Annotated in this window: 22 protein-coding genes; 9 read left to right on the top strand and 13 right to left on the bottom strand. The window is 55.4% G+C overall.

The annotated features are described in order from the left end of the window. Positions 1–156 precede the first annotated feature (156 nt). On the top strand, positions 157–660 hold the full coding sequence (locus OES20_14545) for a class I SAM-dependent methyltransferase (GenBank protein MDH3635917.1): 504 nt from the start codon (positions 157–159) through the stop codon (positions 658–660). A 112-nt stretch (positions 661–772) separates the two neighbouring features. Then, complete coding sequence (locus OES20_14540) at positions 773–1,279, top strand: universal stress protein (GenBank protein ID MDH3635916.1); 507 nt, start codon at positions 773–775, stop codon at positions 1,277–1,279. A gap of 19 nt (positions 1,280–1,298) precedes the next feature. On the opposite strand, the gene OES20_14535 is transcribed toward OES20_14540, so the two are convergent. Then, entirely contained in the window at positions 1,299–1,916 is a 618-nt protein-coding gene (locus OES20_14535) for a DUF2238 domain-containing protein (GenBank protein ID MDH3635915.1), read from the bottom strand. Between the two features lie 187 nt (positions 1,917–2,103). Between OES20_14535 and OES20_14530 the strand changes: the two genes are divergently transcribed. Further along, the gene (locus OES20_14530; protein ID MDH3635914.1) at positions 2,104–2,589 is read left to right on the top strand and encodes a hypothetical protein; all 486 of its coding nucleotides are present in this window, start codon (positions 2,104–2,106) and stop codon (positions 2,587–2,589) included. 246 nt (positions 2,590–2,835) lie between these two features. On the opposite strand, the gene OES20_14525 is transcribed toward OES20_14530, so the two are convergent. The 5 genes from OES20_14525 to ltaE form a co-directional block, all read right to left on the bottom strand. After that, complete coding sequence (locus OES20_14525; GenBank protein ID MDH3635913.1) at positions 2,836–3,876, bottom strand: agmatine deiminase family protein; 1,041 nt, start codon at positions 3,874–3,876, stop codon at positions 2,836–2,838. Between the two features lie 52 nt (positions 3,877–3,928). Next, positions 3,929–5,329: a hypothetical protein gene (locus OES20_14520; protein ID MDH3635912.1), complete on the bottom strand. Its 1,401-nt coding sequence runs from the start codon at positions 5,327–5,329 to the stop codon at positions 3,929–3,931. Between the two features lie 122 nt (positions 5,330–5,451). Further along, positions 5,452–5,982 carry a hypothetical protein gene (locus tag OES20_14515; protein MDH3635911.1) on the bottom strand — a complete coding sequence of 177 codons (531 nt, stop codon included), beginning with the start codon at positions 5,980–5,982 and terminating at the stop codon, positions 5,452–5,454. 32 nt (positions 5,983–6,014) lie between these two features. After that, positions 6,015–7,247, bottom strand: a complete 1,233-nt coding sequence (locus OES20_14510) for a Xaa-Pro peptidase family protein (protein MDH3635910.1) — start codon at positions 7,245–7,247, stop codon at positions 6,015–6,017. Positions 7,248–7,251: 4 nt separating this feature from the next. Continuing rightward, complete coding sequence (ltaE, locus tag OES20_14505) at positions 7,252–8,277, bottom strand: low-specificity L-threonine aldolase (protein MDH3635909.1); 1,026 nt, start codon at positions 8,275–8,277, stop codon at positions 7,252–7,254. Between the two features lie 107 nt (positions 8,278–8,384). On the opposite strand from ltaE, the gene OES20_14500 reads away from it, so the two are divergent. Then, a complete protein-coding gene (locus OES20_14500) occupies positions 8,385–9,542 on the top strand; it encodes an MFS transporter (GenBank protein MDH3635908.1) in 1,158 nt (385 codons plus the stop codon). After that, positions 9,539–10,300 (top strand): sulfotransferase family protein, encoded by a 762-nt coding sequence (locus tag OES20_14495; GenBank protein ID MDH3635907.1) that lies wholly within the window; start codon positions 9,539–9,541, stop codon positions 10,298–10,300. Before OES20_14500 ends, OES20_14495 begins: the two co-directional genes overlap by 4 nt. A gap of 53 nt (positions 10,301–10,353) precedes the next feature. On the opposite strand, the gene OES20_14490 is transcribed toward OES20_14495, so the two are convergent. Next, the gene (locus OES20_14490; GenBank protein MDH3635906.1) at positions 10,354–11,172 is read right to left on the bottom strand and encodes a TauD/TfdA family dioxygenase; all 819 of its coding nucleotides are present in this window, start codon (positions 11,170–11,172) and stop codon (positions 10,354–10,356) included. A gap of 105 nt (positions 11,173–11,277) precedes the next feature. Between OES20_14490 and OES20_14485 the strand changes: the two genes are divergently transcribed. Continuing rightward, the gene (locus OES20_14485) at positions 11,278–12,549 is read left to right on the top strand and encodes an FAD-binding oxidoreductase (protein MDH3635905.1); all 1,272 of its coding nucleotides are present in this window, start codon (positions 11,278–11,280) and stop codon (positions 12,547–12,549) included. Between the two features lie 8 nt (positions 12,550–12,557). Here the strand turns inward: OES20_14485 and OES20_14480 are convergent, their stop codons facing one another. From OES20_14480 to OES20_14470, 3 genes are read right to left on the bottom strand one after another with little or no spacing between them, the layout of a single operon-like run. After that, on the bottom strand, positions 12,558–13,946 hold the full coding sequence (locus OES20_14480; protein MDH3635904.1) for an amidase family protein: 1,389 nt from the start codon (positions 13,944–13,946) through the stop codon (positions 12,558–12,560). Continuing rightward, the gene (locus OES20_14475; protein ID MDH3635903.1) at positions 13,939–15,429 is read right to left on the bottom strand and encodes a malonyl-CoA synthase; all 1,491 of its coding nucleotides are present in this window, start codon (positions 15,427–15,429) and stop codon (positions 13,939–13,941) included. Before OES20_14475 ends, OES20_14480 begins: the two co-directional genes overlap by 8 nt. Further along, positions 15,429–16,346 (bottom strand): DMT family transporter, encoded by a 918-nt coding sequence (locus OES20_14470; GenBank protein ID MDH3635902.1) that lies wholly within the window; start codon positions 16,344–16,346, stop codon positions 15,429–15,431. The genes OES20_14475 and OES20_14470 overlap by 1 nt, the downstream gene beginning before the upstream one ends. Before the next feature lie 128 nt (positions 16,347–16,474). Here OES20_14470 and OES20_14465 point away from each other — a divergent pair, with 128 nt between their 5' ends. Next, positions 16,475–17,374, top strand: coding sequence for a phytanoyl-CoA dioxygenase family protein (locus tag OES20_14465; GenBank protein ID MDH3635901.1), 900 nt, complete (start codon positions 16,475–16,477; stop codon positions 17,372–17,374). Here the strand turns inward: OES20_14465 and OES20_14460 are convergent. Further along, positions 17,371–18,696 carry an FAD-binding oxidoreductase gene (locus OES20_14460; protein MDH3635900.1) on the bottom strand — a complete coding sequence of 442 codons (1,326 nt, stop codon included), beginning with the start codon at positions 18,694–18,696 and terminating at the stop codon, positions 17,371–17,373. The genes OES20_14465 and OES20_14460 overlap by 4 nt on opposite strands. Then, positions 18,693–19,049 carry an ethanolamine utilization protein EutQ gene (locus tag OES20_14455; GenBank protein ID MDH3635899.1) on the bottom strand — a complete coding sequence of 119 codons (357 nt, stop codon included), beginning with the start codon at positions 19,047–19,049 and terminating at the stop codon, positions 18,693–18,695. Before OES20_14455 ends, OES20_14460 begins: the two co-directional genes overlap by 4 nt. Before the next feature lie 71 nt (positions 19,050–19,120). On the opposite strand from OES20_14455, the gene OES20_14450 reads away from it, so the two are divergent. Next, positions 19,121–19,792 carry a TetR/AcrR family transcriptional regulator gene (locus OES20_14450; protein MDH3635898.1) on the top strand — a complete coding sequence of 224 codons (672 nt, stop codon included), beginning with the start codon at positions 19,121–19,123 and terminating at the stop codon, positions 19,790–19,792. Next, on the top strand, positions 19,789–21,318 hold the full coding sequence (locus tag OES20_14445) for a trimethylamine methyltransferase family protein (GenBank protein ID MDH3635897.1): 1,530 nt from the start codon (positions 19,789–19,791) through the stop codon (positions 21,316–21,318). The genes OES20_14450 and OES20_14445 overlap by 4 nt, the downstream gene beginning before the upstream one ends. Before the next feature lie 2 nt (positions 21,319–21,320). Here the strand turns inward: OES20_14445 and OES20_14440 are convergent, their stop codons facing one another. After that, positions 21,321–22,871 (bottom strand): trypsin-like peptidase domain-containing protein, encoded by a 1,551-nt coding sequence (locus tag OES20_14440; protein ID MDH3635896.1) that lies wholly within the window; start codon positions 22,869–22,871, stop codon positions 21,321–21,323. Between the last annotated feature and the right edge of the window lie 52 nt (positions 22,872–22,923).

The following is a 22,923-nucleotide window of genomic DNA, read 5'->3' as shown; positions in this document are numbered from 1 at the left end:
GCCACGGTCGAAACTCGTTGAGGAATCAACCTGCCCCCTTCAAATAAAATCGATTCGCGACTTAAAAAAGTCTACGATAACCCCGGCGACAAGCAGGCGCTGTTCGACGACTGGGCATCGAGCTACGATCATGACCTGGTTAATGACCTGGGTTACGTGGCGGACGCCGAAGCCTGCCGGGTATTCGTATCCTTAGTTACCGACCGGCAGGCACGCATTCTCGATGCGGGCTGTGGCACCGGCCTGGTGGGACGCCGCCTCAAGCAGTCTGGTTATACCAATATCCATGGCAACGATTACTCGGCAAAAATGCTGGACGAGGCCCGCGCCACCGACGCTTACCGGTCGCTTGAGCAACACGACCTTACCCTGCCCGTGGAAACCGACGAACCTTACGATGCCGCCATCTCTGTAGGAGTCTTCGCCTTCAGCGTGCCGTCGGCCGAGCATCTCGTCAATATTACCCGCAGCCTCAAGCCGGGCGGGATTGCCATCGTGACCGTCAACGGTAAAGCCTGGAGAGAAGTCGACTGGGAATCAAAGCTGGATGGTTTCGATCAGGACTATCCCGATGCGCGGCTGCTGGGTATTAAAACAATTGATTACCTCACCGCAGACGGTATCGATGGCCGCCTGCTCACCCTCGAACGCAGGAAATAGCATTACCAGGCAATATGAAACGGGAGTCATCTATTGAAGCTGGCGTTCCGATAAGAGTTAGCGTACCCATTGTGCAGGGTTTATACTAAATGACCTCGAGGAGGATTCAGGTATGCCTAAAAATAGAGTCTTGATACCGCTGAACCAGTCGGAACTGAGCCAGCAAATATTACCGCACGTGGAAAAATTCATTCCGGCGCAGGAAAACGACCTGATTCTGTTTTATGTCACGAACCCGCCCAGTAACGTCGGTCTCGGTGAACCCGACCTGTCGGCCGGGTACCTGCCTTTGCCCGGCGAGGAAAATATCACCCCCGCGCTCCACCCGATTTATGCAACCCAGCAGGAAGACAGCATCCGAGCCCACGTCGAGGCCGAATTAATCCCCGTAACCCACCGCCTCAAGGAAGCAGGCTATGAGTTTTCGCTGGTGGTAGGTTTTGGCAAGGACCCGGTCGAGACCATTTTGCGCGAGATCAGTGAGAAGAAAATAAATCTCGTGGCCATGTCGACCCTTGCCCGCGTCGGTGTAACCCGTTTTTTCTTCAGGAACATCGCCGATACGATAGCGAGGGAAGCCAATTTACCGGTGTTGCTCGCTTATCCTGCCAAGCGATAAAGCACTGGTGCAAGGCCGACTAGCTTGTCCCCGCCCTTTTTCGGACAAGCGCCCACGTCACCCCCATCGCAATAATCGAACCCAGCAGCGCCAGAAAAGCGTCCTTTTGGGCGTCCCATTCGTCGCCCTGCGTGCCGAGGTAAGCATTACCCAGTTCGGGGCTGACGATCATCGCCGCAATGACTTCCAGCACTTCATAGACAGCGCTGAACGCCAGGATACAGTTTATTGCAAGAAAATAAGCCCACCCACTGCCGACGCCTGATCGACGTAAAAGTATTTCTCGCATCGGGTAGGCAAGCAGCAGCCCGAATGAAAAATGGACGATGCGGTCGTAGTGGTTGCGTTCCAGATCAAACAGGTCCTGCAACCAGAATCCAAACGGAGTCTCGGCATAGGTGTAGTGCGCACCTACCAGATGCAGGCTTAAAAATACGGTAAACAGGCCATAGGATAAATTGGAAAATTTGAACCAGCGATAGCTAACGACAAGTATGGCACTCCAGATAAACACCAGCAGGTTTTCAAGCAACCAGTCGCTCGGGTAAAGCGGTTTGATCGCGGTGATAATCCACACCAGGATCAACCACATGATAAATCCCTGTAATACACGATTGGATTGGAGCGCTTTGATCATCACGCAGACATCCTAGCACAGCATGTTTATTCAATACGCGGTCAAGCATTTTCGAGTGCAAATTACAACGAATCGGGCCGGATCCGCAGACGTTGCAGAAAATTTTCCACTTTTTCACCGATTTTTCACAGCGACTTCGTATAACTGCACCAAGACCTTTAGAGACACCCTGTGCGAGGAGAGCGAAATGAACAAAAAAATCGGACCTATCATTGTAATACTGACGATTCTATTGTCATTGCTGGGATCACAGCCGGCGCTTGCAGTCGGTCACCCATTCGAGTTTACCGCCGACGCCAGAATGAATAATAACGGCGATGCACCGGTCGAAAAGACTTACGGATACATGACGCTTACCACTGACCAGAGGGGCAAAGGCACCATCGACGTTATGTTCTCGAATGGTAACAGCTCGCATTCAGCCCGGTTCAATGCCCGCGTTAAATTTCTGGATGCCGGCGGCGCGGTGATCGGGGAGGAATACTTCGACCACTGGCTAGTCGCGGCCGAGTTCGATGAGGCTATCGAAGGCAAGGTAACCAAACCGGTTACCCTGTCCGACTTCGAGTCTATCCAGGTTGATTTCTACCTGTCGGATATCTCGAGTTCAAGTACGGTAAACCATAAGGGTAATGCCAAGGTTTCCGATACCACCAGTAATTTCGAATACTAGCGGGCAATCCGGGTTTCAAAATCTGGCTCATTCATTTTCACTGCCGGCTCAGCGATATAGCTCTCGGCAATCGGGTAATGTCTTGCAAATCCCTGGCGACTACTGAGTCTGCTTTCGTCCAGTCCGGATGACAACACATGCCAGGAACAAGGGCGCATCGGCCTTGTGTTCGGCGTTGACGCTAATGCAGCAGGCGGCCATCATAAAGACCAGCCCGCAGTGTTTTCTAATCCCCAAGAAAAATTCCTACATCGCAGGTTGATCATTGGTATGACAGTGCACTCCGCCACCGTCATACCAGGATTCCAGCATTTCAACGATATAGACATCGCGACCGGGAAAGTAACTTTCGATGCGCTGTTTTGCGGCGGTGTCGGTCGTGTCGTCACCAAAACCGACCGCGATAACGAAGCCATTGCCGACCAGCCAGTTAAGATAATTGGTATCGAAAATTTTATCCCGGTACCTGACCTGCCCGAGGATCGGATCGCGAATTACCTTAAAGCCCGCTGCTGCGATCGTTGCCGCGGCACTATCGTAGACGCTGCCGTCGGCACCATCACCAGGTTGACAAAGAGAGTCGGCAGTACAACGCGATACCACCACGGTTTCGGCATCGATAAAGCGCGCAAAACCGTCGATATGTCCACGGGTCAGATCCCCGGCCGGGATGCCTTCTACCATGACCACGCGGGATACCCCGAAGTGATCCTTAAGGTCGCGATCGGCTTGTTCGCGCGTGTATCCCGGATTGCGATCGGGATCGCCGAGGGTGCTCCAGTTCAGGATGACGGCATCGACACCGTTGAATTCCAGGTTACCGCGTTCGTGCACGATATCGATAACATCAACCGGCATATCAAGTTTCTCTCCGAGCAGCGAAGGCACCCGGTTATCCTGGTCGAAGGGTATATGGCTGCCAAAGGCCCCGCCCCAGGCATTGAATTCCCAGTTTTGAATACGCATTGCGCCGTCATCAACGATATAGACCGGGCCGTTGTCTCGCATCCAGGCGCTATTATTGGGGATTTGATGCCAGATGATGTTGGCATGATCCGGATCGACACCCGCAGCTTCGATTGCCTGCCTGGCCTGTTTATGATCCGACATCGAATCGAACAGGATATTCAGTTTCTGGTAGCGACTGATAATGGCGGTCATCTGCGCAAATGCAGGCTGGAACACGCGTTCAAATTCGCTTGGCCACTGCAGCCAGACGGCTTCCTGCGGCTCCCACTCGGCAGGCACACGTTTGCTGTTTGCTGACTGTTTCGCATTAACATCCATAATCGATCCAATTGTCAGCAATAACGCTGCAAAAGCAAACCGTAGCAACCGGTCAGGTATCGCGTTTTCTCGAGACCACAAACGTTTCATCGTTAAACCAGATACCATTGTGCTTGTGCAATACCTCGGCAGTTGCGTCGAGATACTCACCGGAAGATACCACCGGCTCGAGGCGTTCGTCTTCGATCTGCCCGACATAGATAGCCGCGTTCCAGGCCGCAAACAGGGTCGAAGTGCCAATCGCTTCACTAATCTCCGTGGGCAGGGTGTGCATATGATAGCGAATAATTGATTTGGTATCGGACCCGGCATTGAAGTTATAGTTTTGTGCAGCGCGGCCCAGGTATTCCTTGAGCGTTTTAATCAGCTCGTGGCGACCGACTGTAAAAGGATCTTCGTCAGGCCAGATCTTGCGCACCAGCTCGAGGCCGGGATCATTGCCATAGGATTGCGCGGTTAACAACCTGCCCCCGGGCCTCAGGCTCTTAGCCAGCGGCGAAAGTACATGCCTGACCTTGAAATCTGCGCTCATCCGCGCCCGCCACGGCTGCGATGCCAGCACCAGGTCATAATCGCCGCCAGCCGCCTGGCCGCGCCGGGGAATGACGTCATCAAGCAGGAAGCGGTGATCCTCGCGGAACATGACCAGTACCGAGGGCCGCACATACATCGGATTACCGGATTTCTCATTCGCCTTGACCTGCCAACCGTCGACCAGTTCCTTATCGATGCCGCGTAACTGTTCGCCGAACTCATGAGCGGAGTCGCCTTGCAGCGGCATTTCGATCCAGTTAAGCGCCGCCGCCTTGGCAACATCATTGGGCATCAGCCACGGAGCCTCGGCGTAGTAGAGATTGGTGACGACGATGACGCTTGCCGGGTGCTCGATAAATCGATCGGGCAGCTTTTCCAGGGTCAGGCGCACGTCTTCGAGGCTGACTTCCTTGCCAACGATGAAAAACGGAATGGTGGGGAAACGCCGATGCATCGCGCGCATTAAATGGCTCAGTACGGTGCTGTCGCCGACACCGGCATCGAACAGACGCAAGGCCGGAGGTGAGGGTCGAATATGGGTGAGCTCCTGCGTGGCACGTTCGGCAACTTTCCACTTCTCGTTGCAGGTATTCACGAAAGCCAGGTACTTCTGGCGATTATCGTAAAATCGAAACGGTCGATCATCGGTAACGTGTTTCATGGCTTCGTTCCCCTCTTGTTTACGCCCATTGCTACCGGTCTCAGGCACACTCGAAGCGATGCCGGTTTGTGAGACAGACAGATTGATGTAGTCGTGGATTCGCTGCATGGTTTCGAGCGTTACGTTTTTACCGGAGCGAAGTCGAGCACATAACTTGCCATCGTTGACCGCCTGACGACCGAAGGTCGACTCGGCGATGCCGGCGCCTCGGCAGTAAGCCTCGATTTCGCTTAACAATGATTCAATGGCGCTCGCCATAGCCCAATCCACGCAACTGCGTTCGCGCAATACCCTACGCCCGAACCATAACCATGGCAAGTTTTTTGCCCATTAATTCCAAAATTATGGTTTGTGGGCAATTGCCCACAAACCAGAGAATTCTAAGCGGTCAATCGCTTCATGCGATCGTAGTTTTCGTCGGTAAACGGCGTCGCCTCGCCCGTCTCCCAGCCGAACAGTGAACGCTCTATCGTGGTCAATGCGGCCAGGTAGACGTGTATTGCGCAACTTTGCTTACCGTTGGCCGCCTCTACCGAGTGAATGCCATCCGGTTTCAGCGCGATGACATCGCCGGGGCCGACGCGTTTCGTGGATTTATGTACCAGGCGTCCGTCCTCGCGCAGGTAAAAGTGATTATCTTCAGCCCCTTCGTAAACCCCGATGGTTGCGGTTGTCTGATGATCGTGCGGTGGCACGTGCAGGCCCGGCATGAAGCGCACAAACCAGATCGACACGCTGTCGTCTTCAAACAGGACTTCATCGTCGTTTTCGAACTCGGGCATCGCACTGCCGATCGCCTGCGGATTCTGAAATGCCTCGTTCATCAATTGCCGCACTTTCCGCCCCGGTTCCGATTCCCGCGCGGCGGCGCGCAACTGCTGTATGTAATCATCGAGGTTGAAATCTGTCATATTGGTCCCCGTATTCTTGTCAATATTAAAGCTCAATCGAGCAGCGCTTGTTCCCACGGGTACGTGGTGAGCGGCTCGTATCCATCTTCGGTGATCAGCACCTGCTGCTCGATCTTGACACCGTCGCGCTCGCCCTCGGGACCCATGTAACTTTCGACACAGACGACCATACCCGTCTCGAGCGCGCAGTCATACGGATTCTTCTGGCGAAACAGGTGCTTGGCCTGCGGATACTCGTCGCACATCCCGACCGCATGCATGATGCAGGGGTAGGCGTTCTGCTGGCATTCCTCGGGTACCGGATAGGCCCGTTGCTGCATTTCCTTCAGGGTCATGCCGGGGTAGATCAGCGTTAAGTTATGTTCGACTTCATCAACCGCCATGCGGTAGATTTCTTTCTGGCGCCGCGTGGGTTTGTCCGGTCCGCAATGAAAGGTTCGTGATAAATCCACGAAGTAACCAAAGGGACCAATCATGTCGGTGTCGAAACCAACCAGGTCACCCGATTCTATCCTGCGTTCGCTGGCCTCTTGCAGCCACGGATTTATACGGGGCCCAGAGGAGAGCATGCGCCCCTCGTGCCAGTCCCCGTTATTCGCGACATTAGTGTAGTTGAGCAAACCCCAGAGCTGCAGTTCGGTAACCCCGGGCCGCAGCGCTTTCTTGACCATTGCGGCGCCATGCTCGGCAACCGCGATGGCCCAGCGCATGCAGGCAATCTCGTCTTCAGACTTGATCAGGCGCGCCGTTTCGGCGATACGAACCCCGTCGATCACTTCGATTCCACGGGCCTCCAGCGCCTGGGTTACCGACGGATTCACGTATTCGATTGCGACGCGTCGATTGGCGCTGCCGATTTCATCGAGATAGGCGACAACATCCTCGGCGAGACCTCGAGCGGCTTCGTCGATATTAGTGCCACCGTCGAAGAAAGCATGTGGTCGGCCGGGTCGAAAATCATCGACCTGCGGCACATCGTAATAGCAACCGTAAAATACCGTCGGACCATCCTGGGGTATAAACAGGTAAACGGTCGGTATGTGTGACTGGAACAGCATGTAACTGCGATAGTCGACCGCGTAGCGCAGACTGATCGGATTCACCAGGATACACATGGCCGCATCATGCAGTTCGAGCTGCTGTTTGAGCCGACCCATCCGGTAGCGTGCCATGCGCTCAAGATTGATCTGCGGCATTTCGCGAAAAGCGCTTAGATCGCTCCAGTTATCATCAAACACCAGCTTGTCGACAGGATTTGCGCTCATTTTGCTACCCGTAAAAAGAATGGATGGCCGTGATCGCCCGATCGATGCCACCGCTGTCGATGTCAAGATGCGTGACCAGGCGGATAGGTGGTTTCTGCTCACCGATCAGGATTCGCTGTGCCTCGAGGTGTTGTCGTAAAGGCTCGATATCTTTAGCCTCGGGTTCGATAAATACCATGTTGGTATGGTGCCTGACCGGCAGCGTCCCCATGCCGGCAATTCCCTCGGCGAGTTGCCGGGCCGAGTCGTGGTCGTCGGCAAGTCGGGCAATGTTGTGCTCTAGCGCATATAAACCGCAGGCAGCCAGCACGCCGGCCTGACGCATGCCGCCACCCAGCTGTTTACGCAGGCGACGCGCCGTTTTGATAAACGCGGCGGGCCCACAAAGCATCGCTCCGACCGGCGCACCAAGGCCCTTCGACAGGCACAGCATGACGCTATCGAAAGGCTCAACGATATCGGCCGTGGGCATTTCCAACGCAACTGCGGCATTCATAAGCCGCGCGCCGTCGAGGTGTACTTTCAGGCCCTGCGCGCGCACCGCTTCGGCAAGCTGGCGATGGTGCGCGGGATCCTGAACCTGTCCCGACACGGTGTTCTCGAGCGCGAGGGTGCGCGTAATCGGATTATGCGGATCGTCATCCTTTATCGCGTCGAGTACCTGCTGCAGGGAGAGCCCACCGGACTCATCCGTCAACAGTGGATGCAGGACGATACCGCCGAGCGCAGAGGTACCACCAGCCTCGGCAACATAAACATGGTATTGATCACCGAGCAGGATTTCCTCGCCCCTGGCGTTATGTGCGAGCATTGCTGCCAGGTTAGCCTGGGTCGCACTGCTTAAAAACAGACCTGCCTCTTTTCCCAGCATTTGTGCCGCAGTCGCTTCGAGCCGGTTCACGGTCTCGTCTTCACCGTAAACATCATCGCCAACGGCCGCATCCAGGATCGCCTGGTACATGCCTGCGCTGGGCCGGGTTACGGTATCGCTGCGCAGGTCGACTATCGCTTCTTCAGACATTGTATTCATTCACATTAATCCGCTTCTAATATTAGGATGGAATCACCGCCAAGGGAACGTTTTTTGTGATCCAAATGCAGCATGCCTTTGGACTGGTACTGGGTTAACATCCGCGCATGAATACACCCCGATCTGCCAATACCCGAAACCTGGTGGCTGCCTGTGCGGCCATTACCGTGTTTGGTTTTGCGTTTGGTATGACCTACCCGCTGCTGTCTTTGATTCTCGAATCACGCGGTATCGGGAGCGATATGATTGGCATCAATTCAGCCATGATGCCGATCGGAATCCTGCTGTTTTCGTCGATGATTCCGGTCGCGGCAAAACACCTGGGCGCTCGCAAGGTCGCGATTACTGCCGCAATTGTCACCGCGCTGTTGATTCTTTCCTACAAGGTCTTCGACACGCTGGCCGCGTGGTTTTTAATTCGACTGTTGCAGGGCATGAGCATTTCAACGCTATTCGTATTGAGCGAGGCCTGGATTGTTGGCTCGGCAAGCGATCAGAATCGCGGCAAGGTTGTGGCCATTTATGCCAGCGTGTTATCGGGCAGTTTCGGTGCCGGACCGTTACTCATCAGTTTCATCGGCATCGAGGGCTGGACCCCATTCATCCTCGGCGCAGCAGTCGTCGCGGTTGGTGTCATCCCGTTTATTTTTATCCGTGAAGATTACCACGCCGAACCCGAAGAAACCCATGCCTCGGGTATTCTCGGCTTCGCACCGAGAGCACCCATGCTGCTGGCCGCGGTCGGGACGTTTGCGGTATTTGATGCCGCTTCCCTGTCGCTGTTTCCGGTGTACGGCATTCAGAACGGCCTCGACCTTGCCACCTCGGCCAATATCCTGACCGCGTTAATTCTCGGTAATGTGTTGCTGCAGTTCCCGATCGGCTGGTTGTGCGACCGCTTTCCGCATCGCTTTGTCATGGCCGGTTGCGCCCTGATCACGGCAATCAGCCTGGTGTTGCTGCCCGCCACTATTGATTCGTTACTGAAATGGCCGCTGCTGGTCCTGATGGGTACCACCGGCTACGGCGTTTACACCGTGTCGCTGGCGGCACTGGGTAATCGCTTCAGCGGTATCGACCTCGTCAATGGATCCGCCTCGTTTGCACTGGTTTGGGGATTCGGTGCATTGATCGGTTCGGTTTCGGGGGGCTGGGCAATGCTTGGCTTCGGACCGCATGGCCTGCCGATCAGCCTGGCGTTGATCTACCTACTGCTTGCTGGCGGTGTAGGTTGGCGCCAGGTCTCACTGCAGCAGGTTAAATGAACCCGATTTATATCCTCTGGGCGACGCCACGCTCGACCTCGACCGCGTTCGAATGGATGATGCGCATGCGCGGCGACATGGCCTGCTTCCACGAACCCTTTGGTGAAGCCTGGTACCAGGGAGACGATGCGCGCGCACCGAGACTGACAGCCGCCAGTCCGCGTAAACCTGGGCTCAATTTCGATACCGTGCTGAAAAAGATGCAGGCAGCCGCACACGAACATCCGGTGTTTTCCAAGGACATGCCGCAGTTTACCGACCATCTCTGGAGCGATGAATTCTTAAGCTGCTTCGAGCACAGCTTTTTGATACGTGATCCGGCCAAGGTGCTCGCATCGCTACACCGCAGCTGGACCAGGTCGGGTAACCAAGAGGGATTTACCCGTAACGAAATCGGCTTCGATGAACAGCTTCAGCTATTCGATATACTCTGTAATCGGGATGACAAGCCGCCGGTCGTAATCGACAGCGACGACTTGCTGGAAGACCCTGCATCGATGGTCGAGAAATACTGCAAGGCAATCGGGATTCCGTTTATCGCCGAGGCTCTTTACTGGGAGCCCGGAAGCCGCAATGAAGTTCTATGGTATGACGGCGACGATAGTATCTGGCATGAAACCCTGAAAAATTCTGACGGACTCAAGGCCCAGCGGCGCAAATCAATCGAGATCGACGAATTGCCGCAAAATCTTCAGGCACTTTACCGGGATTATTTGCCCCACTACCGGCATCTGTACAGTCACCGCTTAAGGCCCTGATCCTGGCACCGTCGAAGTCAATCACGACCCCGATCGTGGCAGGGGTAACCTTTCTATTGCGGGCGCTCACCCTCGACGATGATGCGATGCATGACCCGGCGATAGCCGTGATAATCGTTCAGCGCGTAATGCTGAGTACAGCGATTGTCCCACATCGCCAGCGTATTCTCTTGCCAGCGCAAGCGAAAGCTATACTCCGGCCGTGTGACCTGCTGGTAAAGGTAATGCAACAGCGGCAGGCTTTCTTCCCGGGTCATGCCATCGAACCGGAGGGTATGAATACTGTTTACGTAAAGCGCCTTTTTGCCGGTTTCGTCATGGCTGCGTATCACCGGGTGAATTGCAAACTGATCCCGCTGGTCACTATTCTTGCTTTTCACCGCCTCGTAAATATCCTCGTCACGGGGTACGACACTGGCGGAGTTGACAGCACTTAACCTGGCCAGTGTTGCTTTTAATCCGGGCGATAAGTCGTCGTATGCAGCATACATATCGGCAAACAGCGTGTCTCCTCCGCGTGGTGGTATCTGTCTCGCATACAGCATGGTAATTTTTGGCGGTAACTCGATATAAGCTGAATCCGAATGCCAGAAACTGCCGAAACTCTCGGTTTCGGTCTCGGTTTTGACAATTTCGGTAATATACGGATAGCCGTCGATACCGTCGGCAAACATATAGTCCTTGAGCACTCCGAAGCGCAACGCAAAATCATTGTATTGCTGCGGCGTCAGGTCCTGGTCGCGAAAGAAAATTACCTGGTGATCGAGAAATGCCTGGTTGACCTGTTCGAACAGCTGGCCGTTCAGCCCGGCCGATAAATCAAGGCCGCAAACTTCGGCGCCGATAGTGCTCGATTGAGGTATGATTTCCACAACGCTTTTTATCCTCGGGTCGGTTCAGAATTTTCACGCAGCTATGATCGAATCATCGTATCATTCGGCAAAATTCGTGTCACTTCGTAAAAATAACCGCAGCTGATGAATCCTGAAACTCCGCAAATACCCGATTCAACCGATGTTGTCGTCGTCGGCGCCGGTATCGCCGGAATTTCGGCGGCCTGGTTTCTTAACAAGGCCGGCCTGCAGGTCGTGGTTTGCGAAAAAGGGGTCGTCGCCGGCGAGCAATCGAGCCGTAACTGGGGCTGGATCCGACAACAGGGGCGTGACCAGTCCGAGCTACCGATTGTCATGGAAAGCATGCGCCTGTGGCAGGAGATCGCCGACGAGCTCGATACCGATATTGGTTACCAGCAACAGGGCAGTCTCTACCTTTGTGAAAATGATCAGGAACTCGCACGCCATGAACGTTTCATGTCGTTCGCGCCGGCCTATGGGCTTGACACCAGTTACGTCAACCGCAAGCAGCTCGAGACGCTCATGCCAGACTGCCCCGAGCGCTGGCAGAGCGGACTTTATACACCCGACGACGGGCGCGCCGAGCCGTCGCTGGCGGTTCCGGCCATGGCTAAAGCGCTGGTCGATCGTGGTGTCAGTATCGTCGAAAATTGCGCGGTCGAAAAAATACTGATCGGAAATCAGAAAGTCACGGGCGTCTTAACTGAACATGGCGAAATAAAAACATCGACCGTGCTCTGTGCCGGCGGCGCCTGGTCGACTTTTCTGCTCAAGGAATGCGGCATCCGTTTACCTCAACTTACCGTCAAGGCCAGCGTCGCGCGCACCGCGGCGGCACCGTTTAAGTTTAACGGCAACGCTTCGGGCAGCAAGGTTACGTTTCGCAGACGCATCGATGGCGGCTTTACCGTGGCCGCCTCCGATTACCTGGAAATCTTTCCCTCGGCCAGCCACGTTAAATTCATCAAGGACTTTCTGCCGCTGATCAAGACCTCTTTCGGAAAGCTCAGGTTACGAATTCCGGAGTTAAAGGTCGACGGCAATTTCAAACGACAGCGTATTTTGAATCCGATCCCGAGTGCAGCCACGGTTGCCCGAATCAAGGCCAGGCTCGCTGACCGGGTTCCTGCTTTCAAGGATGTCGAACTGTTACAGGCATGGTCTGGCATGATCGATGCACTTCCCGACGTGGTGCCGGTACTGGACTGGGCTGATCCGGTCGACGGACTCTATATTTCAACCGGTTTCAGTGGGCACGGTTTTGGAATCGGTCCCGGCGCCGGAAAGATAATGGCGAACCTGATACAGAACAATCCGGTCGAATATAATCTGAGCCGCTTCCGCCTGGCACGCTTCAGCGATGGCAGCAAACTCGAGCTCGGCCCCGCGATTTAATACCGCGCTCAGGGAATTGCCTGCAGCGGGTCCCAGGCGAATACCTGTTCCAGGTAGCTTGCAAATGCAAACAGCTCCAGCTCACCGTGAGCTTTACCAATCAGCTGCAAACCGACGGGCAATCCTGATTCGGTTTTGCCGCAGGGCAGCGTAATCACCGGCAGCGTAGTCGCGGTAATTGCCCAGCAGATCGCCAGCCAACGATAGTACTCTGAGTACTCGAGCCCGTCGGAGTACCCGGGGTAGCGTTCTTCGACCGGATAGGCGGGCAGGATAGTGGCCGGGCAGATCAGTAAATCGTAATCCAGCATGAATTGCGACGCGTTGGCAAACATCTGTCCCTGCGCATCCATTGACTGGCGGATCTCGTCTGCGCCGAGACCAAGACCTTTCTCGATATTCCAGACGACTTCGGGTTTGAGAATAGCACGCGTGTCGTCGAGGTCGGCGCCAAATGACTGCGCGTAGTCCAGCGCGCGCGGCACATCGAACGCGGCATCCATCATGCTGAGATCGGGATGCGCGTTTTCGATACCAACCTGTTCCCGTTCGAGCATCGCAATGGCAGCATCAAAGACCGCGACCACCTCGGGCGAAACCTGTGTAATACCGAGATCCTCACTACAGGCTATTTTTAACGGCGACTGTGGACGCCCCGCGGCACTTCGGAATTCGTCAATGACGTGGGGCTTGGACAAACCCGCGACCGAACTTGGACCGGCCAACGCATCGGCGAAAAGCGCGAGATCAGCGATGTTGCGTGCCATTGGACCTTTTTGTGAGTATACATTGAACGGCTGCAAGCCAGGATTCGTCGTAACTAATCCCGGCGATGGGCGCAAGCTGGTAACACCGCAAAAGGCGGCCGGCGTGCGCAGGGATCCGCCAAGATCAGATCCCTGGGCGAGCCAGGCGCTGCCGCTCGCCAATGCCGCTGCCGCACCACCGGATGAGCCGCCCGCGCTGCGCGTTAAGTCATGGGGATTGAGGGTCGCGCCAAATACATCGTTAAAAGTGTTGCCACCGGTGCCGAACTCGGGTGTGTTCGACTTCGCGTATATGATGCCGCCGTTGGCCTCAATCCGCTCGACCATGATATCGGATTGTTCGGGCACGTGGTTTTCGTAGAGCTTCGAACCATAGGTTGTTCTGACCCCGGCGACGTCCGTCAGATCCTTGATCGCAATCGGGATGCCAGCCAGCACCGAATCTTTACGATCACCCTGCCGGGCAGCTTCCCGGGCGCGTTCGAAGCAAAGCGTCGGCAGCGCGTTGATCTCGGAATCGACCTTTTCGATGTGCGCTTCTAGCGCATCGAGCGTATCGTCGATACTGACTGCTCCAGTTTTAAGCAGCTCCACTATTTTGCAGGCGCTTTTTTTGATCAGTTCATCCATAGTTGGCTCGCAATATATTCTTCTGCACCTTGCCCATCGCGTTACGTGGCAGTTCATCGACTATGAATACCTGGCGCGGTAACTTGAAGCGCGCCAGCGTTGGTTCCAGGGCCTGGATCAAATTCTCGGCGTCCAGCTCCGTGCCTGTAACCGGTACCACAGCAGCCGCGACGGCCTCGCCAAGGTCGGGATGCGCAATGCCGAACACCGCGGATTCGAGCACTCCATCGAGCGCGTCGATCTCGGTTTCGATCTGCTTCGGATAAATGTTGTAGCCGCCGGAAATGACCAGGTCCTTCTCGCGCCCGAGTATATGCACGTAACCATCGGCATCAATCATGCCGAGGTCACCGCTGATGAAGAATCCGTTGTTGCGCAATTCCAGCGCAGTTTTTTCAGGCTTGCGCCAATAGCCCAGAAAAACATTCGGCCCACGCACTTCGATCATGCCGGTTTCACCAGCGGACAGCTCGGCGCCTGTTTCCGGATCGCTAATCCTGATTTCAACCCCGGGTAACGGAAACCCGACACTGCCGACACGACGCTCGCCGTCGTAGGGATTGGAAGTATTCATGTTGGTCTCGGTCATGCCGTAACGTTCCAGGATTCGATGCCCGGTACGTTCCTCGAACTGGATGTGGGTTTCGGCAAGCATCGGGGCACTACCGGAAACGAACAGGCGCATATGCGCGACCAGGTCGCGATCGAAACGATCATCCGCCAGCAGGCGTGTATAAAAGGTCGGTACCCCCATCAGGGTGGTCGCTGCAGGCAACTGCGCGATCATTTGATCGACATCGAAGCGCGGCAGGAGGATCATCGACGCCCCGGCAATGAGGATCACATTGGTAGCAACAAACAGACCGTGGGTGTGAAAAATGGGCAGCGCGTGCAGCAAAACGTCGTCAGCGGTAAAACGCCAGTAATCAACTAACGTCAATGCATTCGACAGCAGGTTATCGTGACTTAACATCGCACCCTTGGATAAACCAGTGGTCCCGGAGGTATACAGAATCGCGGCGAGATCCTGGGATTCTCGCGCAACATTATCAAACGCCGCCGGCATGTCCCAGGCGGCCTGCAGCAGGCTGCCACTAGCGTCGCTGTCAAGCGTCCACACCCTGGCCTCGATTTCGTCGTAGTCTGCCTCGCGCGAACTATCACAAACGAAAACGGCGGGCTCGGCATCTTGCAGAAAGTACCCTACCTCGGCCCGGGTATAAGCAGTGTTCAGCGGCAGGAATACCGCTCCGGCGCGAATGGTTGCAAGGTAAAGTGCGATCGCCTCGGGCGATTTCTGAACCTGCACCATAACGCGATCCCCGGGTTTGACGTTCTGCTCCAGCAGCAGATGAGCGAGTTTGCCGGAGAGTTCCACCAGGTCGGCATAGGACCAGTCTCGCTCACCAGGCACATCGAGCAACCTGCGTGAATCTATCGTGCGACCGGACAGCAAGCCATCGAATAAGTGATTTGCAGCCATCAGATGACCGGAACCGGTTTGCGACGCAGGCCACTGAGCGCATTAGCGGCGATCGCGAGCATCAGGATCAGGCCGCCTCCGAGCGAATAGAGACTTGCGGTTTCACCGAGGAAAATCCACACCCAGAACGGGCCCAACAGCACTTCAGTCATCGACAATAGCGCGAGTTCAGCCGCTGGTACCACCCGCGATCCGAGGGTATAAACGGTCAGGCCGAGGCCCACCTGGAAAACGCCCAACGCCACCGCGATCAATATATCATTGCGCGGCACCGTAAAACCGTGGCCCTGCACTTCGCAAACCACGGCCGCGGTGATCATCGCAAAAATACCCGCCAGGAACACGGCCGGCAGCATGTCCTCGAGCTTGCCCCAGCGCAACGCAATCGTGAACACGGCGAATCCGAGCGCGGACAGCAAGGCAGTCAGGTTGCCGGCCGCCTGTCCGGCGGAGATCCCGTCGATGACCATGACGGCAATACCGAGGGATGCGAAAATCATAGCGAACCAGGTTGCCTTGCGCACCTGTTCGCGCAGTATTATCCAGCCGAGAACGGCTGCCAGAAAAGGCGCCGATGCAAACAGGAACATCGCGTTCGCCACCGTCGTGGTCTGAATCGCGTAGATGCCACCGGCAAAGGCAAACACCAATCCGAGGCCACCGATTATACCGGCAATCCCGGATTTCCTGATCACCGCAAAAGGCTTGTATCCGGACCGGACGCTGATGATACAAAACAGGAATATCGACAGCGCGATCGAACGGAAAAACAGGATCTGCCAGACATTGGCCTGCTCGATCATCCGAACGCCGAGACCCATCGACGACCAGAAAACGCCCGCCATCAGGACCAGTATGACACCCTGAACATAGCTGATGTTGGTCTTCTCGAGCCTGGCCGCAAGCACTTTGGACATTCGTTTCTAACCCTGGAATAAACCCGCCGCCAGAGAGTAATCGAAGCAAACCGTGTTGAAAAGCAAATGTTTAGCAGCAAAATTTACAGCGCCAGCACTTGGGTCTAAACTGACCGCGGGGGGCTGACATGCAAGATACCAAGGGGTTCAACGCAACAACGGTCGACTGGCACAAACCGGGGATAGTGGTTGATACCGGGGGCCAAACCGCCTTCACCGCCGAAGCGGATGATATCGAGCGTTTCCGGCAGGACGGGGTTGTGTTACTGCACGGTGTATTTACCGAATGGGTTGAGACGCTGTGCAAAGGGCTGCAGCGCAACCTCGACAATCCACAGCAGTTTGCCTTTCCCTGCGAAAGCAACCCCGCTGGGGAACCCGGCCGATTTTTTGACAGCTATTGCAACTGGCAACTAATCCCAGAATACCTCGATTACATTGCGCACTCTTGCGCTGCGTCGATCGCGGGCCAGTTCATGGACACCCAATATGCACAGTTCTTTCACGATCATGCGTTCATGAAGGCCGCAGGTACGCAACGCGCCACCCCGTGGCACCAGGATCTGCCCTATTACTGCATCGATGGATGCAAAACGGCGAGTGTTTACGTGTCACTGGACCATGCCGATGCCGACGTGGCGGTGCGGTTCGTCAGGGGATCACATCGATGGAAGCAGCTGTTTTACCCACGCGTATTTGAAGACGGTAGCGCGTTCAACGATGATCAACCCGGTGAAAAGCTTGAGCCGGTGCCGGACATCGATGCGCACCGGGAACAGTATGATATCGCCGCCTGGTCGCTCGCGCCGGGCGATGCCATCGTGTTCGATTTTCGCACCCTGCACGGGACTGGTGATACCGTCGTCAAGGACAGGCGCCGCGCGTTTTCAACGCGCTGGCTGGGTGACGACGTTACCTACTGCGAACGTCCGGGTGAGATTTCGCCACCCTATGTCGATCATGGAATGCAGCACGGCGACAAGATGCGGGCCGACTGGTTTCCCATATTGTGGCGTGAAGATCACTAGACCTCTTTGCGGGCCTTCCACAATTCCCAGGCCAAACGAGCCCTGACCCCGATACCGAGAAAAGGACGTATCGGCAGCAAGTTGGGTTCACCCAGGCTTTGCATGTAACCAATCAGTTCGTTGTCGACCCCGCAGGCCATATCGGCAGCCAGCATGCCGCCCACCGTCCCCTTGGTAACACCGACCGCGTTCTGACACACCGAGGTATAGACGTTATCCGCAAGCTGGCCAAAACCCGGCGAACCATTTTGCGACAGGCAGATAAAACCGGTCCAGGTGTACTCCATGTTGACCTCGGGCAGCATCGGAAAACGTTCATCGAATAGTTTTTTGTGGCGGCGCGCAATTTCAGCCTGGTATGAAGCGGCTTCCCGCATCGACGGGTTATAGTAAATATTATTGCGGATCAGAATGCGGTGATCATTGGTAAAACGCATCGTGATCGACGCAAATGCATTGGCCGGCGTTACGCCCCAGTTATCCTCACAACCGATAGCCTCACGCTCGGCGGCGGTCAGTTGCCGGCTCAAACTGGCATTGGCCGCAAACGGCAGCAGGCGACGCTGGTAAAAACCAAACTTTTCCGCGAATGCATTAACCCCGAGAATTAACTGCTTTGCATCGATCGCGCCTGCAGACGAGGTGACTTTGACATCCGTACCAAGGTCCAGGGACAAGACCGGGGTGTTCTCGTAAACCGTCACATTAGCGGGCATGTTATCGGCGAGGCCGCGCACCAGCGCCGCTGGGTTCAGCAGCCGGCAGCCCGGGGTGTAAACCGCGGCCTTGAAATGCGTGGTGCCAAGCCGCTTATCAAGATCCGCTTTTTCGATCCAGGTGAACGGCTCTTCAAGTGCTTCGAGTTCGCGTGCGAAGGGTTCGAGCATGTCGCGCACGCCCTGGTCTGAGCTCGCGGTCTGGTATTTACCCGGCTGGCTCCAGTCGCAATCGATACCGTAGCGACCGATCTGCGTTTCGTGGTATGTGATTGCGGCACGTGCCAGTGCCATGTAGCGATGCGAACCCTCCAGTTCGTCCATCGAGCTGCCGACCACGTGCGGGAGGTCGATCGCGAAACCTGAATTGCGCCCCGAGGCATTCTCCCCGACTTCGCCGGCGTCCAGCAATGCGATCGAGTCGTCGGGCCGATTTTCGGCGAGTCGTCTCGCCGCGGCCAGGCCTGCGTAACCGGCCCCGACAACAACCCAGTCGAATTTTTGCGGCCCCGCCAGTGCCGGATGAGGAGTGCGCGGCGGCAAGATGTGACTCCATCCGTTCGTATTGTCGTTAACCGGCAGGTGAGAAACCTGTTTGATACTCATTCAACTTCATGCCAGTTGGACGGATGTATCGCAAAATGAATCAACGCCGATTCGGCTTCATAGGTCAATTCGGTGCCTTTTGGCAACCAGATACAGTCCCGCGCTTTGAGCTCATGCACCTCACCGTTCGCATGCAACTTGAGCACGCCATCAAATACGGTCAGCACTTCATCATACTTGATGGTCCACGGAATGCGCGCATGAGTCAGCTTACCCCAACCAGTTCCCAGCTCGGTGCCGTCGTCGGCGCTGCAAATCCCTGCCACCTCCGCCATCTCGCCGTATTCGAAACGCGGCATAAACTCAAGCTCATCGAAACGCTCTAAACGCACCGGCGTTTTTTTACTCGCCATATCGATTTCTCATATTGCAATAAACATACAGTTCTGTATATTAAAACATACATAACTGTATGGAATCAATAATGTCCGACGCCAGCCTGCTCGAAGAAATCGCCAATCGCGGAATCACGAGTCCGGAACGCAAGCAGTTGCAGCGTGTCGACTGGTTGCTGACAGCACTCGATATTTTCGTGGCAGAAGGAATCGATGCGGTTCGCATCACGCGACTGGCCGAGGACCTAGGCGTAACCCGCGGTAGCTTTTACTGGCATTTCGAGAACCGGGAAGATCTGATCGATGCGCTTGTGAGCTACTGGAAGGACAAGAATACCAGGGCCATTACCGAATCGGTAACCCATGCCGCCAGCCTCGCGGAGGGCATCTTTCGTTTCTTTGAAACCTGCATCGATGCCACTCTGTTCGATCCGAGACTCGACCTCGCGTTACGGGAATGGGCCCGGCGTTCAGATACCGTCCGCAGCATGGTGGATATCGAGGATGAAGCTCGAATCGCATCACTACGTGAATTTTTCATCCGCTTTGGTTATGCAATGCCAGAGGCCCTGATTCGCGCACGCGTACTCTACTTTTCCCAGATCGGATTTTACGCACTCGAGGTAAAGGAAACCCTGGCAACAAGGCTGGCTTATACCGAAGCCTATTTCGTTTGTTTTACCGGCCAGCAACTCAAAGCGTCGGATACTGAAAACTTTCGTAACTACATTCTCGAGACCTACGGAGACAAATTACCATGAGCAGAAGACCCAAGGGGCGGCGGCATCATGGCGTGGCCGACACCTCGCATCAGCGCAAGGTTAATTACCGCAATTTAAAAAATCCCCTGCTCAAGCAACCGGCCTTTAGCAACGATCGGCTCGAAGCGATCCACGATACGGCATTGCGTGTTATAGAGGAACTCGGCATCAAGGTACTAAACGACGCAGCACGGCAGTATTTCAAACAGGCCGGTGCCAGCGTCGACGCGGATTCACAAATGGTAAAGATTGACCGCGCGCTGGTCGCCGCGGCCCTGGAATCGGCACCGGGTGAGTTCGTGTTACATGGCAGGACGCCCGAGTTCGACGTCATCATGGGTGGAGATAATATTAGTTTCGTTTCAGTTGGTGGCGCACCACATATTTCCGATCTCGATCGTGGCAAGCGCCCGGCAACCCTCGAGGATACACGTAACATCATCAAGCTAAGCGAGCACTTCGACGTGATGCACCTGCAATCACCCAACGTCGAGTCACAGGATATCCCGGTGCACCTGCGCCATTTCCGGGTCACTGAAAGCCAGCTCAGTCTGAGCCGCAAACCTTTTTTTATTTTTGCAAGGGGCTCGGCCCAGGTTGAAGATGCGTTTGCGATGACCCGTATCGCCTATGGTCTCAACGAGTCGGAATTCGAGGCAAAACCCTGGTGCTACACCGTAATCAACACAAATTCACCTCGGCAACTCGACGTGCCGATGTGCCAGGGCATTATCGATTTTGCAAAGGCCGGCCAGGTATCGGTGATCACGCCGTTCACGCTCGCCGGCGCGATGGCCCCGGTGACCATGCCCGGCGCACTGGTGCTGCAGCATGCCGAGGCACTTGCCGGAATCACGTTGGCCCAGGCTGTAAGTCCCGGCGCGCCGGTGATTTACGGTTCCTTTACCTCGAATGTCGATATGAAATCAGGTTCTCCTGCCTTCGGCACTCCCGAATTCGTGCAGGCGGCTTTCGGTGCCGGCCAGTTGGCGCGGCATATCGGTCTGCCGTGGCGAGGCTCCGCGGCCACCGCGTCCAATGCCCCGGATGAACAGGCTGTGTATGAATACCTGATGTCGGCCTGGGGCAGTGTGCTCGGTGGTGTCAACATGATGGTGCACGCAGCTGGTTGGCTGGAAGGCGGTCTCACCGGCTCGATGGAAAAATTCATCCTCGATATCGAAATGCTGCAAATCTTCGCGGAGATTTTCGAGCCACTTAACAGCGATCCTGAGGAACTCGCCTACGAGGCGATTGCCAGTGTCGAACCTGGCGGTCATTTTTTCGGTTGCCAGCACACCATGGATCGCTATCAAACCGCATTTTACGAGCCACTGGTATCAGACTGGAGCAATTTCGGCCAGTGGACCGATAGCGGTGCCAGGACCGCGACGCAGCGTGCGAACGGTATCTGGAAGCAAATCCTGCAGGAATTTGATGCACCGGCGCTGGACCAGGCACGCCGTGACGAATTGGAAGCCTTTATTGAACGACGCAGCAACGAGGGTGGCGCGCCCGCTACCTAACTTTAAAGCTTGGTAATAATTCTGTCGCGCGCTTCTTTAAGTCGATATTGTTGCTGCGACATTTCGCGTTCGCGAACTTCACTAAACGGGAAATCCGGTAGGTCGGCTAGCGCGCGCTGCGGCTGCAATTTATAAAAGGAGGTACTTGCAAGTTCAAGCGCAGTCTTGTGGTCGCGGGGATTGGTACGTGCCCAAAACTCGATTTCTAGCAATAGTGGATTCCCGGTCTTGTATGCTTCGGTCGCAAACTTCTCGACATCATCCACCGTCTCAACACTATGGAACTCTCCCTTGTAGGCCACGCCGATTACAGTTTTGACATCGAGCAGGTAGGGAATTACATACGGGCCGTTGATAACAATCGATTTCTGCGAGCTCGCGATATGTGCTTTATGGGCCGGTCCCATACTGTGTACCTTGGTGATAACCGGGCGCTTGAACATTGCGCGATCACCTTCTTCGGCATCCCACATCTCGAGCGTCATACCCAGGTACCCCTCGTACTTGTCGGGTTCCGGAGTAGCGTCGGCCTTCCAGCCTTCACCGAGCGTAATAACAACCGTTTTCTGTTCACCACTCCGGATCAATGCCAGTTCGAGCTTCTCGCCTACGCGATGCTGCCCGATCATCCGGACGACCTGTTCGGTATCGGTCACGCTCGAATCACCGACGCGATAAATGACATCATGCGCGAGTATATGACCTGAACTCGGGCCTTCTTCAGGTGTGCTGGTCACGACCAGCGCACCGCCACCACCGGGAACGTCAAAAACCTCTGCTTCATCCGGCGTCAACGCACTGACAATGCCGTTGAAGCCTGCATCTCCCCAACTCGGCGGTCCCAGGCGCAGTTCCGCAACGACCTCTTTCACCAGATTAATCGGTACCGCATAACCAACTCCGAGATTGGTTCCGTAACGTGTGGTTTCGATAGCCGTGCTAATCCCGATCACGTTCCCCTTGCGATCAAACAGGGCACCGCCCGAATTACCGGGATTGATCGCGGCATCGGTCTGCAGGTAAGGGGTTGTGCCTTCGCGGTAACGTTGTGTATGTGAAATGATGCCACGACTGATCGAGTCGGGATTACGGCCCAGCGGATTACCAACCGCGAAAGTTTCATCACCGGGTTGGACGAGTTCAGAATCTCCAAGCCGTGCCGCCGGAACACCAATACAATCATCAAGCTGCAGGATGGCAATGTCCGACCTGGGCGTAGAGTTAATGACGGTGGCGGGGATGCCTTGCGCGCGGTCCCATCCTCTCGGGAAAACCTCGATCAATGCAGCGTCGGCAATAACGTGATGATTGGTCCAGACCTCGCAGGTTCTGGATGAAACCAGGAATCCGGAACCGTTACTGACGTCCCAGACCGAGTCGCCAAACTTGTCGACGGTCACGTGGGACATGGTGCGAATTGACACAGAAACATCGAGCATCTTGTCGGTATCGACTTTGTCGTGCTTCTCGAGTGCGTAGATACCGAGCGGTACCATGCTTATAAATAATCCCAGCACGGCAAATCGCCACAATATCGTGCTCTTCATTTTCATGCGTCACCTCTTTAAAAATTAGGTGATGCCTCGATGGTTACGATATTTATTA

It is taken from the genome of Gammaproteobacteria bacterium (genome assembly GCA_029862005.1).
GTDB lineage: Bacteria > Pseudomonadota > Gammaproteobacteria.
The sequence above is the reverse complement of the archived record's forward strand: the minus strand, read 5'-3'. Positions and strand labels throughout refer to the sequence as shown.